This is a genomic window from Anthropogastromicrobium sp., from assembly GCF_037349415.1.
In the GTDB taxonomy this organism is placed as follows: Bacteria; Bacillota; Clostridia; order Lachnospirales; family Lachnospiraceae; genus Anthropogastromicrobium; species Anthropogastromicrobium aceti.
Map to the genome: position 1 here is coordinate 135309 of NZ_JAXWCK010000027.1, position 18176 is coordinate 153484.

Here is an 18176-nt window from a genome sequence, read left to right on the forward strand (position 1 = left end):
AACGTAGATAAGCATTCCCCCGCTTCAAGTGCGCGGAGCACTAAGCGGAGGGTGAATAGCTGCCCTACTAAAATTGTTAGAAAATTCTGATAATTACGAAACGAAAAATAAACAGTGAAAATAAATGAAAAATATTTAAAAAAAGTACTTGACAAATAGAAAGAGACAGGATATAATGAAGTCACAAACAAAGAAAAACAACTTAAGTAAGATATTAGAAATAAATCTTACAAGAAATCTAAAAAAGGAGGTACAGTCCAATGGGATAGTAATCAAAATCTAAAAAAGCTGAAAAGCAAAAATGATCGAAAAGAGGTACGGACCAATGGGACGGTAAGTTGTATTAGAAGAGATCAGAAAGAAGGCTGAAAAGCAAAACGATTGGAAAGAGGTACAGTCCGATGGCATAGAAAGTAAATGTACAAAGTACAAAAGCAGAAAGTACATAGAAGAACAAAAATGTATGAAGTGGAGTACAGTCCAATGGCGTAGTGAAAGGCTAATAGGCAGAGAATAAAAAAGAAAAACAAATAAGAATTATCAGACGAAGTCAGATAAATGTTTTTCAAGTCTCATAAAGGTTTGTAGTGAAGAATTAAGAATAAAGATAGATGAATGAAATGAAGTTAGTTTAATAGGAGAACGGTAGAAGACCGATAACATAAAAGTAACAAGCTAACGAAGGCAAAAGAAGATAAAGAAGAGGAACGGAAAATAAATAAAACTAAATAATTGAAAGAGGTAAAATCCGATGGATGAAATAGTTTGACAGCGGGCATCAAAAAAGAAGAAAAGATGCCCGCTTTTTAGTGCGCAAAAATATAATTTTTTCTTCAGTCTGTGTCCATTGTCATGATAAATAATTTATGGTATACTTTTGTCGAAGCAATTCGAGAAAATATAAATAAGGATGTAAAATTATGGACTTTTATTTGGGAAGATCAGATTGGAAAACACTGCAGCGTGGAGAAGAACATAGTTTTCTTTTGGTCAATGGTCTTGGCGGCTACTGCAGCCAGACAGTGATTTGCTCAAATGCGCGTCATGACCACAATTTGCTCACGGCAGCGCTTGTGGCACCAACAAAGCGTTTTGCCATGGTGCGCCGAATAGAAGAGATTCTTCATGTGGGCAGCAATGCTTATCGTCTGGATTCACAGGCGTATGTTACATCATCAGATGATGCAGCGGGTTTTCGTTTTCTTGACAGCTTTTTTTATGACGGACTGCCTTCTTGGGAATATATGGCAGAGGGTGTGCGTGTCACAAAACGTTTGACACTTGTATATGGAACAAACAGTCTGGCAATACAGTATCAGCTTTATGCAGATGAGGGCGTGGATGCATGGATTGAGGTTATTCCAGTGTATGGTTTTCATTCAAAAAATGATCGTCCACTTACATACGAGACGATTAGCTGCCGAAAAAAAGAAGATCGCCTTTTTATGTCAACAAAAGAGGCAAGTTTGTATCTTGATACAGATGGTGATATCGAGTCGATAGAAGAAGAACAAGTACAGTGGTATCGTTTTGATCAGGATGGACCTGACGGACGAGATGGCTGGGGCGGCGGACGAAAGATTCATAAAATCAAGTCAGCGCATACAACAGAAGAAGATATTGATAAGCGTGTATTAAATGGCAGTGTTATGCTTAATTTGATTTATGGCATGGATGAAAACTGGATGAATATACAGCGCGAAAAAGAAGAAAAAACACAGAATGATCTTTCAGCAGTATTTTCTCATTTGTGGAATCAGGAGCATGAGCGCCAGAAAGCAGTTATGGAGCAAAGTGGAAGAGTAAGTGAAACGGCTCGTCAGTTAGCTGTAAGTGCACAGGCACATTTGACAAGACGTGATTCCACAGACGGCATGAGTATTATGGCAGGTTTTCCATTTTTTGGTGACTGGGGCCGCGATACGATGATTGCTTTTTACGGATGTACGCTTGCAATTGGCCAGATGGAGGCCGCAAAGAGTATTTTACAAACATTTATGCGTTATTGCCGCAGGGGAATCATGCCAAATCTCTTTCCAGAGGGTAAGGATGAGGTAATGTATAATACAGTAGATGCATCATTGTTATTTATAAATGCTCTTTGGGAATATCTGCAGCATGTGACAGAGAAAGAGTGTGATCCTAGCTTTGAAGCAGAAGCAATTAAAACAGCAGAGTCTATCATCAGCTGGTATAAAAAGGGAACAGATTATAACATTCATATGGAAGAGGATGGACTTCTTGCGGCTGGAAATGGTCTGTGGCAGCTGACGTGGATGGATGTGCGGTTTGGTGATATTTTGCCAACACCACGCCATGGAAAGCCAGTTGAGATCAATGCATATTGGTATAATGCTGTTTGTATAGTGAGAGAGCTTTTAAAAAAGCAGGGTGAAGAAGAAAAGGCAGCGCGCCTAGATGTGCTTTCAGAAAAAATCAAAAAGAGCTTTTTAAAGAAATTTAAAAAGCCAGACGGTACACTTTATGATGTACTGCCTGAAAATGGAGAGCCAGATGATGCGTCAAAGCAGGTTCGCTGCAATGAAATTTTTGCATTGACAATGCCATTTACGATGATTGAAGCAAAACAGGCAAAAGCAATTCTTGCACAGGTAAGAAGAGAGCTTTACACACCAGTGGGATTAAGAAGTCTTTCTCTGTATGATCCGCAGTTTCATCCACATTATGGCGGTACTCAGTTTGAGCGTGATATGGCATATCATCAGGGAACTGTGTGGGCATATCCGCTTGGTGCATATTATCGTGCATGCATTCGCTTTTCTGATGAGCCAAAGCAGACAGCAAAGGAGGTTTTGCATCAGCTAGACCAGCTAAATGCAGCACTTGCAGAAGGATGTCTGGGACAAATTGCTGAGATTTATGATGGTGAATGTCCTGCTGAATCAAGAGGCTGCTTTGCGCAGGCATGGAGCGTGGCAGAGCTTCTTCGTGCTTATGAGGATGCGGAAACTGCTGTGGTTTTTGGGAGGAACATATGACAAAAAAAGAACTTGCGCTTGAGACAGTTGCACGTTTAAAAAAAGAATATCCTGATGCAGGATGTACGCTTGAGTATGAGGATGCATGGAAGCTTTTAATCAGCGTGCGTCTTGCTGCACAGTGTACAGACGCCAGAGTAAATCAGGTTGTTCCAGGGCTTTATGAAAAATTTCCAACAATCAGTGCTCTGGCAGACGCAGATGAATCAGATATTGAAGAGATTGTGCGTCCATGTGGACTTGGAAAAAGTAAGGCAAGAGACATAAAGGCTTGCATGACAATGCTTCGCGATGAGTATGACTGCAAGGTACCAGATGATTTTAATAAGCTGTTGAAGCTTCCGGGTGTTGGCAGAAAAAGTGCCAATCTGATTATGGGAGATGTATTTGGAAAGCCGGAAATTGTAACTGATACACATTGCATTCGACTTTCGAATCGCATTGGTCTTGTAGATGGTATAAAGGAGCCAAAGAAGGTTGAGATGGCATTATGGAAGCTGATTCCTCCAGAAGAAGGCAGTGATTTTTGTCATCGACTTGTTATTCACGGAAGAGAGATATGTACGGCAAGAACATCGCCGTATTGTCATCGCTGCTGCTTAAATGACATATGCGAAAAAAATGGTGTCGAAAAAGAAAACAACAAATAAAGGCAAAGAAAACAGCTAAGTTTCTGCAAAAACAAAACGAAGCATAAAGCAAAACAAAAATAGAAAATATCAACATAAAGGAAAAGGAGATACGAAATCATGAAATTAACAGTATCACAGAAAAAAACAACGCCAATTTCAAAGGATCTGATCGGAGTATTTTTTGAGGATATTAATTATGGTGCAGATGGCGGCATTTATGCAGAGCTTATTGAAAACCGTAACTTTGAATTTGTAGATTGCTATGGTGATAAGGGTGATTATTATACAATTTTTGATGGGGGATATGGCTGGAATGCATACCCGGCAGAGGACAGCGCTCGCTTGCAGGTCGTTTGTGGAAGTCCTGTTTCTGATGAAAATCCTCATTATCTTCGCTTTACAGCAAATGAGGCAGGTGCTGGTTTTTCCAATCAGGCATATAGCGGAATTACCTTAAAGAAAGGTGCTGCATATAACGTTTCCTTTTATGCAAGAGCAGTCAGCTTTTTAGGAGAGATCACTGCAAAGGTTGTAAAGGATGGCGTAACATATGCAGAGGGCAGTGTGCATATGGCAGAGGAAGATAAGATGCACTACTGGCACAAGTATACACTTACTGTAACTGCATCAGATGACGTAAATGGTGCGCTGTTTGTATTGGCACTTGCAGAAAAAGGAACAGCTGAGTTTGACTTTGTTTCCATGATTCCGGCAGATGCCGTTGCAGGTGTATTTAGAAAGGATACCTTTGAGATTTTAAAGTCATTAAAGCCGGCATTTATGCGTTTCCCAGGCGGCTGTATTGTAGAAGGAAATACAATGTCCAACCGCTATCGTTTCAAGGATACATTAAAGCGCATTGAAGACAGAAAGTGCAATTGGAACCGCTGGGCTGTACATAACAACCGCAAGGAAAACGATTTCCACAGTGAATTTTCTCACTACAACCAGACACTTGGAATTGGTTATTATGAATTTTTCCTACTGTGTGATCTGATTGGTGCAAAGCCGCTTCCTGTTATGAATGTAGGAATGGCATGTCAGTATCAGTCTTATGAGTATATGGAAATTGGAAGTGCAGAGTTTGAACAGATGGTTCAGGATACGCTTGATTTAATTGAGTTTGCAAATGGCGATGAGTCAAGTAAGTGGGGAAAGGTTAGAGCACAGCTTGGTCATAAGGCGCCGTTTGGACTTGAATATCTTGGAATTGGAAATGAGCAGTGGCAGATGGATAATACAGATTTCTTTGCACGCTATAAGATTTTCGAACAGCGTATCCATGCAAAGTATCCAGAGATAAAGCTTATTGGTTCAGCAGGACCGGATGTCACCTCAAATCATTACACAGATGCATGGGAGTTCTACCGAAAGGAAAAGAAGAACAATCCAAACTTTGTTTATGCAATTGATGAGCATTATTATATGCCGCCGCAGTGGTTCTTGGAGCACAATGATTTTTATGATAATTATCCGAGAGATATAAAGGTATTTGCCGGTGAGTACGCAGCTCATGATCCGGAAATTAATATTGCCCATGTCAGCAAGAATAACTGGAAGGCCGGTATCAGTGAAGCAGCATTTTTGACAGGAATTGAGCGAAATGCCGATGTAGTTGCACTTTCCTCATATGCACCGCTGTTTGCAAGAGTAAATTATACGCAGTGGGCACCAGATCTGATTTGGATGGATGAAAATACTAGTTGGGGAACACCAAGCTATTATGTACAGAAACTGTTTTCAAAATTCCATGCAGAGAGCACACTTGATCTGGGAGATCAGATTGAAAAGCTTCGCGCACAGGGAATTTATTGCAGCGCAGGCGAAACTGAAGATAAAACTACAATAGTTAAGCTTGTAAATACAACAGAAAATGAAGTAAGCATTGACCTTGAGAATGAGGAAGGAAAGGCACTGACACCAGTTAAAGAGACTGTTATGTGCGCAGCACTTACTGATTACAACTGTGCTAAGAACCCGATGTGTGTTGCACCGAAGGAAACTGTTGAATGCAGCGGTAAGATCAAAATGGCACCGCAGAGCTTTATTATAGTCGAAATTAAATAATATTTGTCAAAAAAAGACTTTTTTTTTAGTGAAAAATAGGCTATACTGTAGGCAAGTGCGCAGATTGAAATTTGCGTTTGACAAATTGATTATTGACATCAGACAGGAGAATACAATCATGAGATTTTTAGATGCAGAATTTGTTCAGGGATTCATTCGTATGGCAAACGACGGCTGGGAGCAGGGCTGGCATGAGAGAAACGGCGGAAACCTTTCTTATCGTGTAAAGCCAGAAGAGGTAGAGTCCGTTAAGGAAAACTTTGAAGCAAAAGAGTGGAAGCCAATCGGTACTAGCGTTCCGAATCTGGCAGGAGAATATTTCCTTGTAACAGGAAGCGGCAAGTATTTCCGCAATGTTATCATTAAGCCAGAAGATTCCATCTGCATGATCGAGGTAGATGATAAAGGTGAAAATTACCGCATCGTATGGGGTCTTGTAAATGGCGGAAGACCAACAAGTGAGCTGCCGTCCCATCTGATGAACCATGAGGTAAAGAAGCTTGCTACAAATGGTAAGTATCGTGTTATTTATCATGCACATACCACTAATGTAATTGCGTTGACCTTTGTTCTTCCATTAGAGGATAAGGTATTTACAAGAGAGCTTTGGGAGATGGCTACCGAGTGCCCGGTTGTATTCCCAGATGGTGTAGGTGTTGTTCCGTGGATGGTTCCAGGCGGAAGAGACATTGCAGTTGCTACAAGTGAGCTGATGAAGAAGTACGATGTTGCAATCTGGGCTCATCATGGTATGTTTGCAGCAGGTGAGGACTTTGATTTGACATTTGGTCTGATGCATACTGTAGAGAAGTCTGCAGAGATTCTTGTAAAGATGCTGTCCATGCAGCCAAACAAGCGTCAGACAATCACACCACAGAATTTCCGCGATTTAGCGGTTGATTTTAAGGTAACTCTTCCAGAAGAGTTCCTTTACGAAAAATAAAATTAAAGGAGAAAGAAACAAATGGCTAACAGATTTGTGTTAAATGAGACATCTTATCATGGCGCAGGAGCAATTAAGGATATTGCTACAGAGGCAAAGGGAAGAGGATTTAAGAGAGCATTCGTATGCTCTGACCCGGATTTGATTAAATTTGGTGTTACCAAGAAGGTAATTGATGTACTTGAGGGAGCTGGTCTTGATTATGAGATTTACTCCAACATTAAGCCAAACCCAACAATCGAGAATGTACAGACTGGTGTTGAGGCATTCAAGAAGTCTGGTGCTGATTACCTGATCGCAATCGGTGGTGGTTCTTCTATGGATACTGCAAAGGGTATCGGTATTGTAATTGCAAACCCAGAGTTTGAAGATATCAGAAGCCTTGAGGGTGTTGCACCGACAAAGAATAAGTCTGTTCCGATTTTTGCAGTTCCTACAACAGCTGGTACTGCAGCAGAGGTTACTATCAACTACGTTATCACTGATGTTGAGAAGAATCGTAAGATGGTATGTGTAGACCCTAAGGATATCCCGGTTGTTGCATTTGTAGATCCGGAGATGATGTCCAGTATGCCAAAGGGACTGACAGCTGCAACTGGTATGGATGCACTTACTCATGCAATTGAGGGTTACATCACTGCAGGTGCTTGGGAGCTGTCTGATATGTTCCACTTAAAGGCAATAGAGATTATTTCCAGAAGCCTTCGCAATGCAGTAGCAAATACACCAGAGGGAAGAGCAGACATGGCTCTTGGACAGTATGTTGCAGGTATGGGATTCTCTAATGTAGGTCTTGGAATCGTTCACTCTATGGCACATCCTTTAGGAGCTCTGTATGATACACCTCACGGTGTTGCAAACGCAATTATCCTTCCGACAGTTATGGAGTACAATGCACCGGCTACTGGCGAGAAGTATCGTGAAATTGCAAGAGCAATGGGTGTTCAGGGTGTTGACAGCATGACTCAGGAAGAGTACCGCAAGGCTGCAATCGATGCAGTTCGCAAGCTGTCTGAGGATGTTGGTATTCCGGCTGACTTAAAGGCAATTGTTAAGGAAGAGGATATTCCTTTCTTAGCTCAGTCCGCATATGATGATGCATGCAGACCAGGAAATCCGAGAGAGACAAGTGTAGAGGAAATTGCAGAGCTGTACAAGTCTCTGATCTAAGTTGATTAAAAAAATAAGTAGAAAGCTGTCGGCAGTTGCTGGCAGCTTTCTTTAAGAAAGGTAATAAAAAGAGTAACAGCGCATTTGGTGCGCAGAAATGGGGTTTCTATGGATATAAGAGAACTCAGAACTGAACATATCGAATTTTCAGGAGAGATTATGGATCGTGTACTTAGAAGTGCGATTTTGAATTCAAATGTAATCGATGTGATTCAGGACAACAAACGGCCATTTGATGAACTGATGTCGAAATATCGCTGTGCGATTATGGAGATTGAGACAAAGTTTAAAGTGTTGAATGAACAGTATTCACTTCAGTATGATCGTAATCCAATTGAAACGATAAAGACGAGATTAAAGTCAATGGAGAGTATCAGCCGTAAGTTGGCTCAAAAAGGAAAATCCTTTAGTGCAAAGTCAATGGAGGAAAATCTTGATGATATTGCCGGCGTGAGAGTAATATGCTCATTTCAGGAAGATATATATACACTGGCAAAATGTTTGCTTGATCAGGATGACATTGAGCTGCTTGAGACAAAGGATTATATTAAAAATCCAAAGCCAAGCGGATACCGCAGTCTTCATTTGATTGTACGTGTTCCAATTTTTCTTCAGAATGAAAAGTGTTTGATGAAGGTTGAGGTACAGCTGCGTACTATAGCAATGGATTTTTGGGCAAGCCTTGAGCACAAGCTGCGCTACAAAAAGGAGATTCCGGAATTTGAAAAGGATTCTCTTCAAAAAGAATTGTTTGAATGTGCACAGATGATCAATACACTAGATCAGCGTATGGAAGCAGTCAAAAATCGTTTGGCAGCAGGCGGACAATGGGAGAAGTCATGAGCGAAAAATTGGAAAAAAATCTGGAGCAGACAGCATCAAAAAAGATGCGTCTGCTCAAACTGTTTTGGTCTACTCTATATCTGAGTGCCTTTACATTTGGTGGTGGTTATGTCATCGTGTCATTAATGAAAAAGAAATTTGTGGATGAACTTGGATGGATTGACGAGGAAGAGATGCTCGATCTTGTTGCAATTGCGCAGTCCACACCTGGCGCGATTGCTGTAAATGGTGCAATTGTAGTCGGTTATAAGCTGGAAGGTATTATTGGAGTTATAGCGGCGATTGCAGGAACAATTATTCCGCCATTTGTAATCATCTCTGTTATTTCATTTTTCTATGAGCTGTTTGCTTCAAATGTATATGTGCAGCAGGTGCTGACAGGAATGCAGGCAGGCGTTGGTGCAGTAATTGCATGTGTTGTATTTGATATGGGGAGCGGAATTGTCCGCTCAAAAAGTATATTATCTATGTGTATTATGATTGCAGCATTTGTAGCAGGTTATGTATTTAATGTCAATGTAGTATTGATTATTTTAGCCTGCGGTGCTTTAGGTGCAGTTCTTACACTAGCACAGAGAAAGAAGGTGCAGAAATGATTTACTTACAGTTATTTTTAAGTTTTCTTCAGATCGGCGCCTTTTCATTCGGAGGCGGATATGCTGCGATGCCACTTATTCAAAGTCAGGTGGTTGACAGTCACAAATGGCTTAGCATGGCAGAATTTACTAATTTGATCACGATTTCACAGATGACACCTGGTCCGATTGCGGTAAACAGTGCAACATTTGTAGGATTAAAGGTTGCAGGTCTTGGCGGAGCGGCTGTTGCGACAGCGGGATGCATCCTTCCTTCATGTATTTTAGTTACGCTTCTTGCAAAGCTTTATCTTCGTTACAGAAAAATGGATCTGTTACAGGGAATACTAGGAATGCTTCGTCCGGCAGTTGTTGCACTTATAGCTTCAGCAGGTGTTTCTATTCTAGTTACGGCGTTTTGGCCAGAAGGTATAATTTTGATTCAGAAGACACAGATTGATATGGTAATTATATTTATTGCTGCTGTGTATCTGATTCAGTTTCGCAAGATGAACCCAGTGCTTGTCATGGTTTTAAGTGGCGTGGCAAAACTTGGTATTTATCTTGTAGGAACCTTCCTTTTGTGATAATGTATTCATTGGAAATTTGTAACTATTCAGAGCCATGCAAAATTGCTTTCTGTGAATGCTTGCATTCAGACAGAATAGCAATTTTATATGGCGAGGTAACCACATGAGCAAAATAGAAGCATCGAAGATGCGATTTTGCGAATGGGGTTCTGAATAGTTACGGAAATTTTACGAAAATGAGAGGATAAACAATGCTTTTATATTTTATCAGACATGGACAGACAGACTGGAATAAAGACATGAGAATGCAGGGACAGTCCGATATTCCACTTAATGAAAATGGACGCGAATCTGCAATTGAGGCTGGAAAAACACTAGCAAATACCCATATTGACCTTGCCTTTTCAAGCCCATTAAAGCGTGCAAAGGAAACGGCAGAGCTTGTATTGGCAGGAAGAGATATTCCGATTATTGAGGATAAAAGAATCGAAGAAATTTGTTTTGGTATTTGTGAAGGCATGAAAGGAAGAGATGAAAATGGGCAGCCGGTTGGATGCTTTGCTGAGTTCTTTGCACATCCAGAGCAGTATAAGGCACCAGAAAACGGTGAGGATGCGAAAATGCTCTGCGCGCGTACATGGAACTTCCTTGAAGATATCACAACAAGAGAAGAGCTTCAGGACAAATCTATTTTAATTGCAACACATGGTGCAGCTTTGCAGTCAATGATGCTGTGGGTGAACAAACAGCCAATTTGTGATTTTTGGAAGAGTGGTCTTAAGAAAAACTGTTCCGTAACAAAGGTGGAAGTAAAAGATGGTCAGATTAAGGTACTAGAAGAGGGAGAAAAACAGTATACAGCATAAGAAAAAGTCTTCTGTCGATTGTGACAGGAGACTTTTTCCTTATAAAAATAATTTTTTTGCATCATTTAGGCGCATATAGAATTGATCATAAAAATCAGATCCATCCTGATATGGTGTCAGGTAAAAGACTTTTAAAATATAGGAATGAAGCGTTTTAATTAGTTCAGGAGATAATCCTTGTGATGTCTTGGCAAGATCCTTTAAAAAGTAGTGCCAGTAACATACAAATTGCTCATAGCGCTTTAACTCTGGAATATTAATCCATTGGCGTACCTTTACTTTAGCTAAGCGTTCTTTTTTACATTGTCCTGTCTGTAAAAAGTAGGAAAATCCAGTGCCGTCATAGACGCGTCCTAGAGGAAACAGGCGGCAAAAGCCAGGGCGAAACATATGAATAGAGCAGCGCCCAGCTTTATTTAAAAAAGAACACTGATCCTTATCAGAAGTCATGGCAATTGCAGGTAAAACAATTCCATCAACAGGAGTCAATTGCAGCTGACCATTAAAAAGAGCAGCCGCAGGAACATGCAGTCCCTGAGACATCTGGTAAACATCAAATGGGTCTAATAAGATCGAATTGCCCATATGACAGCAGCATTCATGGCAGCCATCGCAGCCAAGACTGTCAGCACGCACCATATCAGAGGACGAGTAAAGCTTACCGTCCGAAATTTCATCCATAGAAACAGATCGAAGCATAATAATTAAAATCCTTTTCATTTATCTTTTCCTTAATAGTACAACAAAACAAGCGAAAAATCCATCACTTCTGTAAGAAAAATGTAAAGTTAATATCCTTGCAAATTAAAAAAAGTCTGATATATTAAAAGTAACAAGTGTTGTGTAAAAATAAGAGGAGGTTAAAAATATGTTATCAGTATTTATCTTGGCGATTTTAATAATTGCACTATTAGCATTTTTGTGGTATGGGTGGAAGAATCATAAATTCAGTGAACATTATGGAATCTACTGGATAGCGAGTGGACTGGCGATTGTTTTACTAGTGATTCATGTTTTTAAGAGAGAGCAATATCAGAATCTTATGCCTATTGTAGCAGGTGATGTGATTATAATATTGGCATTTGTTATGGCGGGAATTATTGGATATAAGCAGAAGAGTTAATATTTGCGAGAAATCCATTCGGAACGGTACCCTTTGTTGATCTGGTAAATTTTAGAAGCGATTTTTAAGGTTTAAGGCAAGTGGTCAATGAGAAAGGAGTAAATGCAAATGAATACATTTATTGTAGAGGCGGAGAATTATAAAACGTTGCAGACAGAAAATGTTGACATTTCTGAATATGGTATAACGCCAGATTCTGTCTATTCTATAAAATTTGAAAAAGGACAGGATGATACTTTGATGCCACAGTATCAGGTGCGTTATCCAGCACATGAAGAGGTAACAGATGAGCTTTGGAACTGGTTAGAAGAATATGGCTGTTTGGAGCCATATCAAAAGGTCCAACAGTATTATGAGGACTATCAGGCAATGTATCCGGCATATAATCAAGGTGAACTTTATTGTTATCCGGGAAAAGTGGCATATTTATCTTATTATGGGGATAAAATTGTGATCATACAGAACAATATGGAATTTTCATATTCAGGTCCTGCAATTTATTCAAAAGAGGAGTTACCACAGGAACTTAAAAATATATATCGCTATGCAAGCTACCAATATGGCGATTATTCATTAAGCAAAAATTTGGAAAAGATTGATCTGGAAGGCTGCAGTCGAGCGGAAGCAGCAGATTACTGCAATGCAATTATGGAGCAGTATGGATATGAGTTTGCATCTGTTGATGTATATACAATAACATATGAGCACATTCAGGAAATTGTAAATGATCCGCGATATAAGGAATGGTGTTTTGCACCAGGATATGATCCAGTTAATCAAACAGGCGGCGAATGGAGAGAAGGAGATGATGCCTATCTGATTGTATACAGAGATTTGTCTTGGAATAACCAACCGGTTCAAGTATCGGAGTATGCTAGTTGCAATTATGCCATTTATAGTCCGAGATATGGACTTATTGATATGTTAATCCAATATTCTCCAGAATATATTGGAGAAACGCAGTGTACTATTATTTCTGAGGAGGAGGCCTTAAAAAAGGCAAAAATTAAATTTAAGAAAGATTTTGAAGACGTAGAGACGATGCAAGTTCTTTCCAGCGAAGTGGTATATAGTTTAGATTCTGACAGTGGAACTAACACCGTATATGAATATGGAGATGAGAGGGAAGGAACATTTTCACCATATTGGAAAGTGACATTTTCAATGGCATCAATGTTCTCTGATGTTAGTGATAAAAGCGCAGAGCAGGAACAGCCAGTTGTGGACATACTCGTTCCAGCGATTAAGTGATATATTTTTGTAGCTAAAATTGTAGCATAGCAGGTGCCAAGATATTCATAGATAAGCCAAATATTTGCAGCAAAGCCTGAAGGTGAAGGCTTTCGTTGCATGACGCATGAACTGTAACGCCATTTCCAATAACCTTCCGGCAGCATATACCCCTTGCTTAATTTCCGCATCTGCGGTAAGATAAATCTGTAATGATGTAAAGCACAGAGTACAGAAAGGAAAGACTGCCATGGAGTATGACAGATTTCAGGAAATCCTGCAGGAAGAGGCAGAAAAGATACCGGAAAAGTTCTATGAGGGACTTAACGGCGGTGTAATCATCTCAGAAGAGACAAAGCTAAGCCCCTATGCGCAGAACAATGATTTGTACATTGCAGGCCAATATCTGCACAGCTACCAGATGGGAAAACAGATCGTAATTTATTATGGAAGTATGATGCGTTTATTCGGCTATCTTGACGATGAAGGAATGCGCCGTGAGATTGCGCGTGTGCTGCGTCATGAATTAAAGCACCACATAGAAGGGCGTGCTGGTATTCGTTCTCTTGAAAAATGGGACGAAGAACAGATTGCAGCTTATCTGCAGAGAGGGCTTTGTGCGGAAAGGAAAAGGGAAAAATGAATCAGGAATGGTCATTGGACGTACTGTATCACGGATATGAGGATCCGAAGTTTGACGAAGACATGAAAAAATTTGAGAGTGAGGTTGCTGGAATGAAGGAAAAAATCGAAGCAGCCAAAAAACTCGACCCAGTAAAGGGACTGGAAACATGTCTTATGGTAAAAGAAGAAATGGCAGCATTAGGAAGTCGTCTTGGTGAGTTTATTTCATTGAAGGCATCTGTTAATACGTCAGATAGTAAAACAAATGATATGGGGGCACGTTATGACCGTATCGCAGCAAATCAGACAGCAGCAAACGTTGCATTTTGCAAGTATGTAGCTTCAATTGAAAATCTTGATCAGGTGATTGCACAGAGCAGTTTGCTTACAGAGTATAATTATTATCTGACAGAGATAAAGAAAGACGCAGCTCATATGTTATCAGATGATATGGAAGATCTGATTGCACATATGGATATCACAGGCGGCAGTGCATGGGGCAAGCTGTTTGACTATTTAACATCCACATTAAAGGTAGATTATGAGGGAGAGGTTATTACCCTTTCGGCAGTCAGAAATCTGGCAACAAGTGAGGATAAGGAAGTAAGAAAGAAGGCATATGAGGCTGAGCTTGCAAGCTATGATAAAATTGCGGACTCTATTGCATTTGCACTTAATAATATCAAGGGACAGGTATCCATGTTAAGCGAAAAGAAGGGATATGAGAGTCCTCTTGCCATGACACTTGAACAGTGCCGTATGAAAAAGGAAACTCTTGATGCAATGTTCACTGCAATGCGCGAGTATCTGCCAAAGTTCTGGGAATATTTAAAGGCAAAGGCAAAATATTTAGGATACGAAGGCGGATTGCCGTGGTATGAGATGTTTGCACCTGTTGGAAAGATGGATTCCAATTATACTGCAGAAACTGCAAGAGATACGCTTGTAGAAAACTTCAGTCATTTTTCAAAAGAATTGTCTGATATGATGGCACGCGCTTTCGCAGAGAGCTGGATCGATTTTTATCCTCATGAGGGAAAGGTAGGCGGTGCATTCTGCGCTAATGTGACGACCGAAAAGCAGAGCCGTATTTTGACTAATTTCAATGGTTCATTTGATTCTGTTGTAACACTTGCACATGAGCTTGGCCATGCTTTCCACAATAAGCAGATATTTGAGAACCGTATCTTAAATCAGGATTACTCTATGCCAGTTGCAGAGACAGCTTCTACTTTTAATGAGACACACTTTATGCTGAGTGCATATAAAAAGTCAAATGATCCACAGGAAAAGCTTGCTATTCTGGAAAATTTGCTGTCCGGAACAACTCAGATTATCTGTGACATTTATTCCAGATTTTTATTTGAGGATGCAGTATTCCATAAATGTGAAGCGCAGTTTTTGATGACAAATGACTTAAAGGAGATTATGCTTGATGCTCAGAAGCAAGCATATGGAGATGGTCTTGATCAGACAAAGCTTCATCCATATATGTGGACTTGCAAGGGTCACTACTATTCATCAGGATTAAGCTACTACAACTTCCCATATGCATTTGGCGGTTTATTTGCAATGGGTCTGTACACACAGTTTTTAAATGAGGGAGAGAGCTTTGTTCCGAAATATAATGCACTGCTAAAAGCAACTGCGACATGCTCTGTAGAGGACACAGCAAAAATGGCAGGAATAGATTTGACAAAGCCAGATTTCTGGAGAAGCAGCCTTCAGACATTTGCAAATCTGATTGATGAATATGCAGCATTGATCGGTTAAAAAATGCTCTGATAACTATTCAGAGCCGTACCTCGATTCCGCTGCGCTTCATCTCGTTATGGCTTCTCGCCATATGAAATTGTATGAAAAAGTACTCATTCATGCGAGCATGATTCGTACTTTTCCCTGCAATTTCGCATGGCTTTGAATAGTTAATAAAATATTTATTTTTGATAATGGTTTGGTAAGAATTCGTAAGATTTCTTTAAGACGATGGTCAAAATTTGGACACAAATAACATGTATTATATAGACAAAGCTTAGATGAAAGCTTTTGAAACAGTCGGCCATAGATGCATTATGAGTAAGTGCATTGGCTGTGAATTAGAGAAATCCACAGGCAGACAAAACATCAAGCCGGGTGAGTTACCGGCAGCCCTCCCCCTTTTTTAGTACCCTGGCGAAAGCCAGGGTATTTTTTTATGTAAAAGTTCACGCGTCATGCTAGATCTGGACAAATTTCATGCTTGCATGAAAATTTGACAGATCAGCAGGACGAAGTGGACGCCCGTTAATGAACAAAACAAAGCTGCGAGCAAACTTAGTTTGCGATTAGCGGCGACGCACGGAACGTGCGGTTTTGTGAATGGGCGTCCCGTGAACAGTGGTGAAACCATTGTGCGAAGTAGCGAGTAAGCGCGAAGCGCGTTTTGCGAATGGGCGCGGTAACCTGTCCCCGATGCTCTTTCGTAACATAGCACCGAATGAGCTTTTGTGACTATTGTTCACTTTACATTCATCTCTATTTGTGCTAAAGTAATCAATGATTTTTATTGATTGCCTGTGAAGACTCAGGCGGAAGGAGAAAGAAAGGAATGAGTTTTAAGGAAAAGGCCGTTTCATGGCGGCAGGAGGTACATATCGGCAAGACAAAACCACGTCTGATCAAGGCGGCAATATTGTTGCTTTGTTTTGGCGTTCTGATTGGCATGGCTTGGTATTACAGTGAATTTTCTGCAAAAGATTGTGCGATTCTTGCAGGTATTTGTGTGCTCACTCTCGCCATATATATGATTGATATGCCAGTGCATCCAGTGATCCGCATTCTATTTGCACTTGTCATCCCGTTAGGCTGTTTTTACACATTTGAGACACTGACTCATCAGATGAGTACCATGATTGAGCTGGCAAAGCGGCTTAATATTGCATTTTACTATTGGTTATTTTTATTTGTGTTCTTCATAGCTGGGCGAACTAGCATTTCAATGGCCATCTGTGTGTCAGCAATTGCCATTATTGGTGTTGGCAACTATTTTGTTGTTATGTTTCGTTCAAATCCTATTGTTCCATGGGATATATATTCCTTTGAAACAGCAATGAGTGTGGCAGACAACTACGTCTTTTCAGTAGATTGGGCGCTTGCAGAGCACATTGCAATGTTTATTTTAATGTTAATTGTCGGTGTGAGAACCAATATTCGTCTGAATAAAAAAATCCTGCGTCCGATTCTTACTGTGGCTATGTGTATTCCGGCTTATTTTTATATTTCATATTTATGGCAGGATAATTTAGAGAGAAATACAGGATTAAATGATACTTTGTTTAATGCAAAGTATATGCACAGTAAGGATGGCTTTTTTGTGTCATTCATTTTGGACATCCATTTTCTTCAGATTGAAGAGCCAAAAAATTACTCAGATGAGTATGCATTATCTCTGCTAAATGAACAGGAAGTGGAAAAAGTGGAGACACCAGAAGAACTGCCAGATATCATTGCCATCATGGATGAGACATTTTCAGATCCGGCAGTGCTTGGTGAGTTTGAGACAAACAAAGATTATATGCCGTTTGTCCATAGCATCTTAAGAGGTGAAGTAGCCAATACAATCAGTGGTTATGCTGATGTTTCTGTTCTTGGAGGAAATACAGCAAACTCTGAGTTTGAATTTTTAACTGGAAATTCCATGGCATTTTTCCCAAATGGATCAGTTCCATATTTACAGTATATACGTGATGGTATCAGCACAATTGTTCCTCAGTTAGAGGAGTATGGTTATACGACATATGGTACACATCCATACCGCGCAAAGGGATGGAATCGTGAGTTCATCTATGATCTTATGGGCTTTGACTATCGTTATTTCCAGGGAAGCTTTCCATTTGAGGACAAGCTTCGCAACTATGTTTCTGATGAAGCTGATTTTAAGAGTATTTTAGAGTGGCGCAACAACACAGAAGGACCATTCTTTATGTTTAATGTTACTATGCAGAATCACAGCAACTATGGCGGTGATTTTGATAACTTTGATCCGCAGATTGTTGCTAAGTTTAAGAATACATATTCAAATAAATATCTGAACAAATATTTGTCTTTGATGTACGAAACAGATCAGGATGTTGCATCACTTTTAAGTGAATTATCTCAGTCAGATAGAAAGACTATTGTTGTGTTCTGGGGCGATCATCAGCCAAATGATTATGTGGTTCGTCCAATTTACAAAGAGTATGGCCTTGATTTTGACAATCAGACATACGAACAACAGCAGCAGCGTCAGAAGACGCCATTCTTCATCTGGGCAAATTATGATATTCAAGAGCAGACAAATGTAGAGATCAGCTTGAATTACCTGAATATTCTGCTGTTTGAGACTGCTGGATTACAGCTTGATGAATATCAGACATTCCGTAAAAATCTGTGGCAGGGTCAAATTCCAATGATGAATGCAGTTGGCTATCGAAATGATAACGGTGATCTGGTGGAGTACGACGATGCACCTGAGGAGATTCAGAATCTTTTGAATGAGTATCAGAATATTCAGTATTACCGTATGGAGCGTGAATATTCGAAGAAAAAGTGACATT

Annotated in this window: 15 protein-coding genes; 14 read left to right on the forward strand and 1 reads right to left on the reverse strand. The window is 40.0% G+C overall.

All coding sequences use genetic code 11. The features are described from left to right. Positions 1 to 920: 920 nt before the first annotated feature. From WJP93_RS05545 to WJP93_RS05585, 9 genes are all read left to right on the forward strand, one after another. On the forward strand, positions 921 to 2999 hold the full coding sequence (locus WJP93_RS05545) for an amylo-alpha-1,6-glucosidase (RefSeq protein WP_337547262.1): 2079 nt from the start codon (positions 921 to 923) through the stop codon (positions 2997 to 2999). Continuing rightward, entirely contained in the window at positions 2996 to 3649 is a 654-nt protein-coding gene (gene nth, locus WJP93_RS05550; protein WP_337547263.1) for an endonuclease III, read from the forward strand. The genes WJP93_RS05545 and nth overlap by 4 nt, the downstream gene beginning before the upstream one ends. Before the next feature lie 99 nt (positions 3650 to 3748). Next, positions 3749 to 5698, forward strand: coding sequence for an alpha-L-arabinofuranosidase C-terminal domain-containing protein (locus WJP93_RS05555; protein ID WP_337547264.1), 1950 nt, complete (start codon positions 3749 to 3751; stop codon positions 5696 to 5698). Between the two features lie 118 nt (positions 5699 to 5816). Next, entirely contained in the window at positions 5817 to 6641 is an 825-nt protein-coding gene (gene rhaD / locus WJP93_RS05560; protein WP_066563598.1) for a rhamnulose-1-phosphate aldolase, read from the forward strand. Between the two features lie 21 nt (positions 6642 to 6662). Further along, entirely contained in the window at positions 6663 to 7811 is a 1149-nt protein-coding gene (gene fucO, locus WJP93_RS05565; protein WP_337547265.1) for a lactaldehyde reductase, read from the forward strand. A 108-nt stretch (positions 7812 to 7919) separates the two neighbouring features. Beyond that, the gene (locus tag WJP93_RS05570; protein ID WP_337547266.1) at positions 7920 to 8654 is read left to right on the forward strand and encodes a GTP pyrophosphokinase family protein; all 735 of its coding nucleotides are present in this window, start codon (positions 7920 to 7922) and stop codon (positions 8652 to 8654) included. Further along, complete coding sequence (locus WJP93_RS05575) at positions 8651 to 9250, forward strand: chromate transporter (protein ID WP_066563654.1); 600 nt, start codon at positions 8651 to 8653, stop codon at positions 9248 to 9250. Before WJP93_RS05570 ends, WJP93_RS05575 begins: the two co-directional genes overlap by 4 nt. Then, entirely contained in the window at positions 9247 to 9816 is a 570-nt protein-coding gene (locus WJP93_RS05580; protein ID WP_337547267.1) for a chromate transporter, read from the forward strand. Before WJP93_RS05575 ends, WJP93_RS05580 begins: the two co-directional genes overlap by 4 nt. A gap of 194 nt (positions 9817 to 10010) precedes the next feature. Further along, positions 10011 to 10625: a histidine phosphatase family protein gene (locus WJP93_RS05585; protein ID WP_118615767.1), complete on the forward strand. Its 615-nt coding sequence runs from the start codon at positions 10011 to 10013 to the stop codon at positions 10623 to 10625. Positions 10626 to 10664: 39 nt separating this feature from the next. Here the strand turns inward: WJP93_RS05585 and WJP93_RS05590 are convergent, their stop codons facing one another. Continuing rightward, the gene (locus WJP93_RS05590; RefSeq protein ID WP_337547278.1) at positions 10665 to 11324 is read right to left on the reverse strand and encodes a YkgJ family cysteine cluster protein; all 660 of its coding nucleotides are present in this window, start codon (positions 11322 to 11324) and stop codon (positions 10665 to 10667) included. 169 nt (positions 11325 to 11493) lie between these two features. On the opposite strand from WJP93_RS05590, the gene WJP93_RS05595 reads away from it, so the two are divergent. The 5 genes from WJP93_RS05595 to WJP93_RS05615 all read left to right on the forward strand — a co-directional run bounded on the left by WJP93_RS05595 (position 11494) and on the right by WJP93_RS05615 (position 18172). Next, the gene (locus WJP93_RS05595) at positions 11494 to 11748 is read left to right on the forward strand and encodes a hypothetical protein (protein WP_337547268.1); all 255 of its coding nucleotides are present in this window, start codon (positions 11494 to 11496) and stop codon (positions 11746 to 11748) included. Between the two features lie 108 nt (positions 11749 to 11856). Further along, on the forward strand, positions 11857 to 12999 hold the full coding sequence (locus WJP93_RS05600; RefSeq protein ID WP_337547269.1) for a hypothetical protein: 1143 nt from the start codon (positions 11857 to 11859) through the stop codon (positions 12997 to 12999). A 229-nt stretch (positions 13000 to 13228) separates the two neighbouring features. Continuing rightward, complete coding sequence (locus WJP93_RS05605; protein WP_066563615.1) at positions 13229 to 13621, forward strand: metallopeptidase family protein; 393 nt, start codon at positions 13229 to 13231, stop codon at positions 13619 to 13621. Beyond that, the gene (locus WJP93_RS05610; RefSeq protein WP_337547270.1) at positions 13618 to 15375 is read left to right on the forward strand and encodes a M3 family oligoendopeptidase; all 1758 of its coding nucleotides are present in this window, start codon (positions 13618 to 13620) and stop codon (positions 15373 to 15375) included. The genes WJP93_RS05605 and WJP93_RS05610 overlap by 4 nt, the downstream gene beginning before the upstream one ends. 814 nt (positions 15376 to 16189) lie before the next feature. Next, positions 16190 to 18172: an LTA synthase family protein gene (locus WJP93_RS05615; RefSeq protein ID WP_337547271.1), complete on the forward strand. Its 1983-nt coding sequence runs from the start codon at positions 16190 to 16192 to the stop codon at positions 18170 to 18172. Positions 18173 to 18176 lie beyond the last annotated feature (4 nt).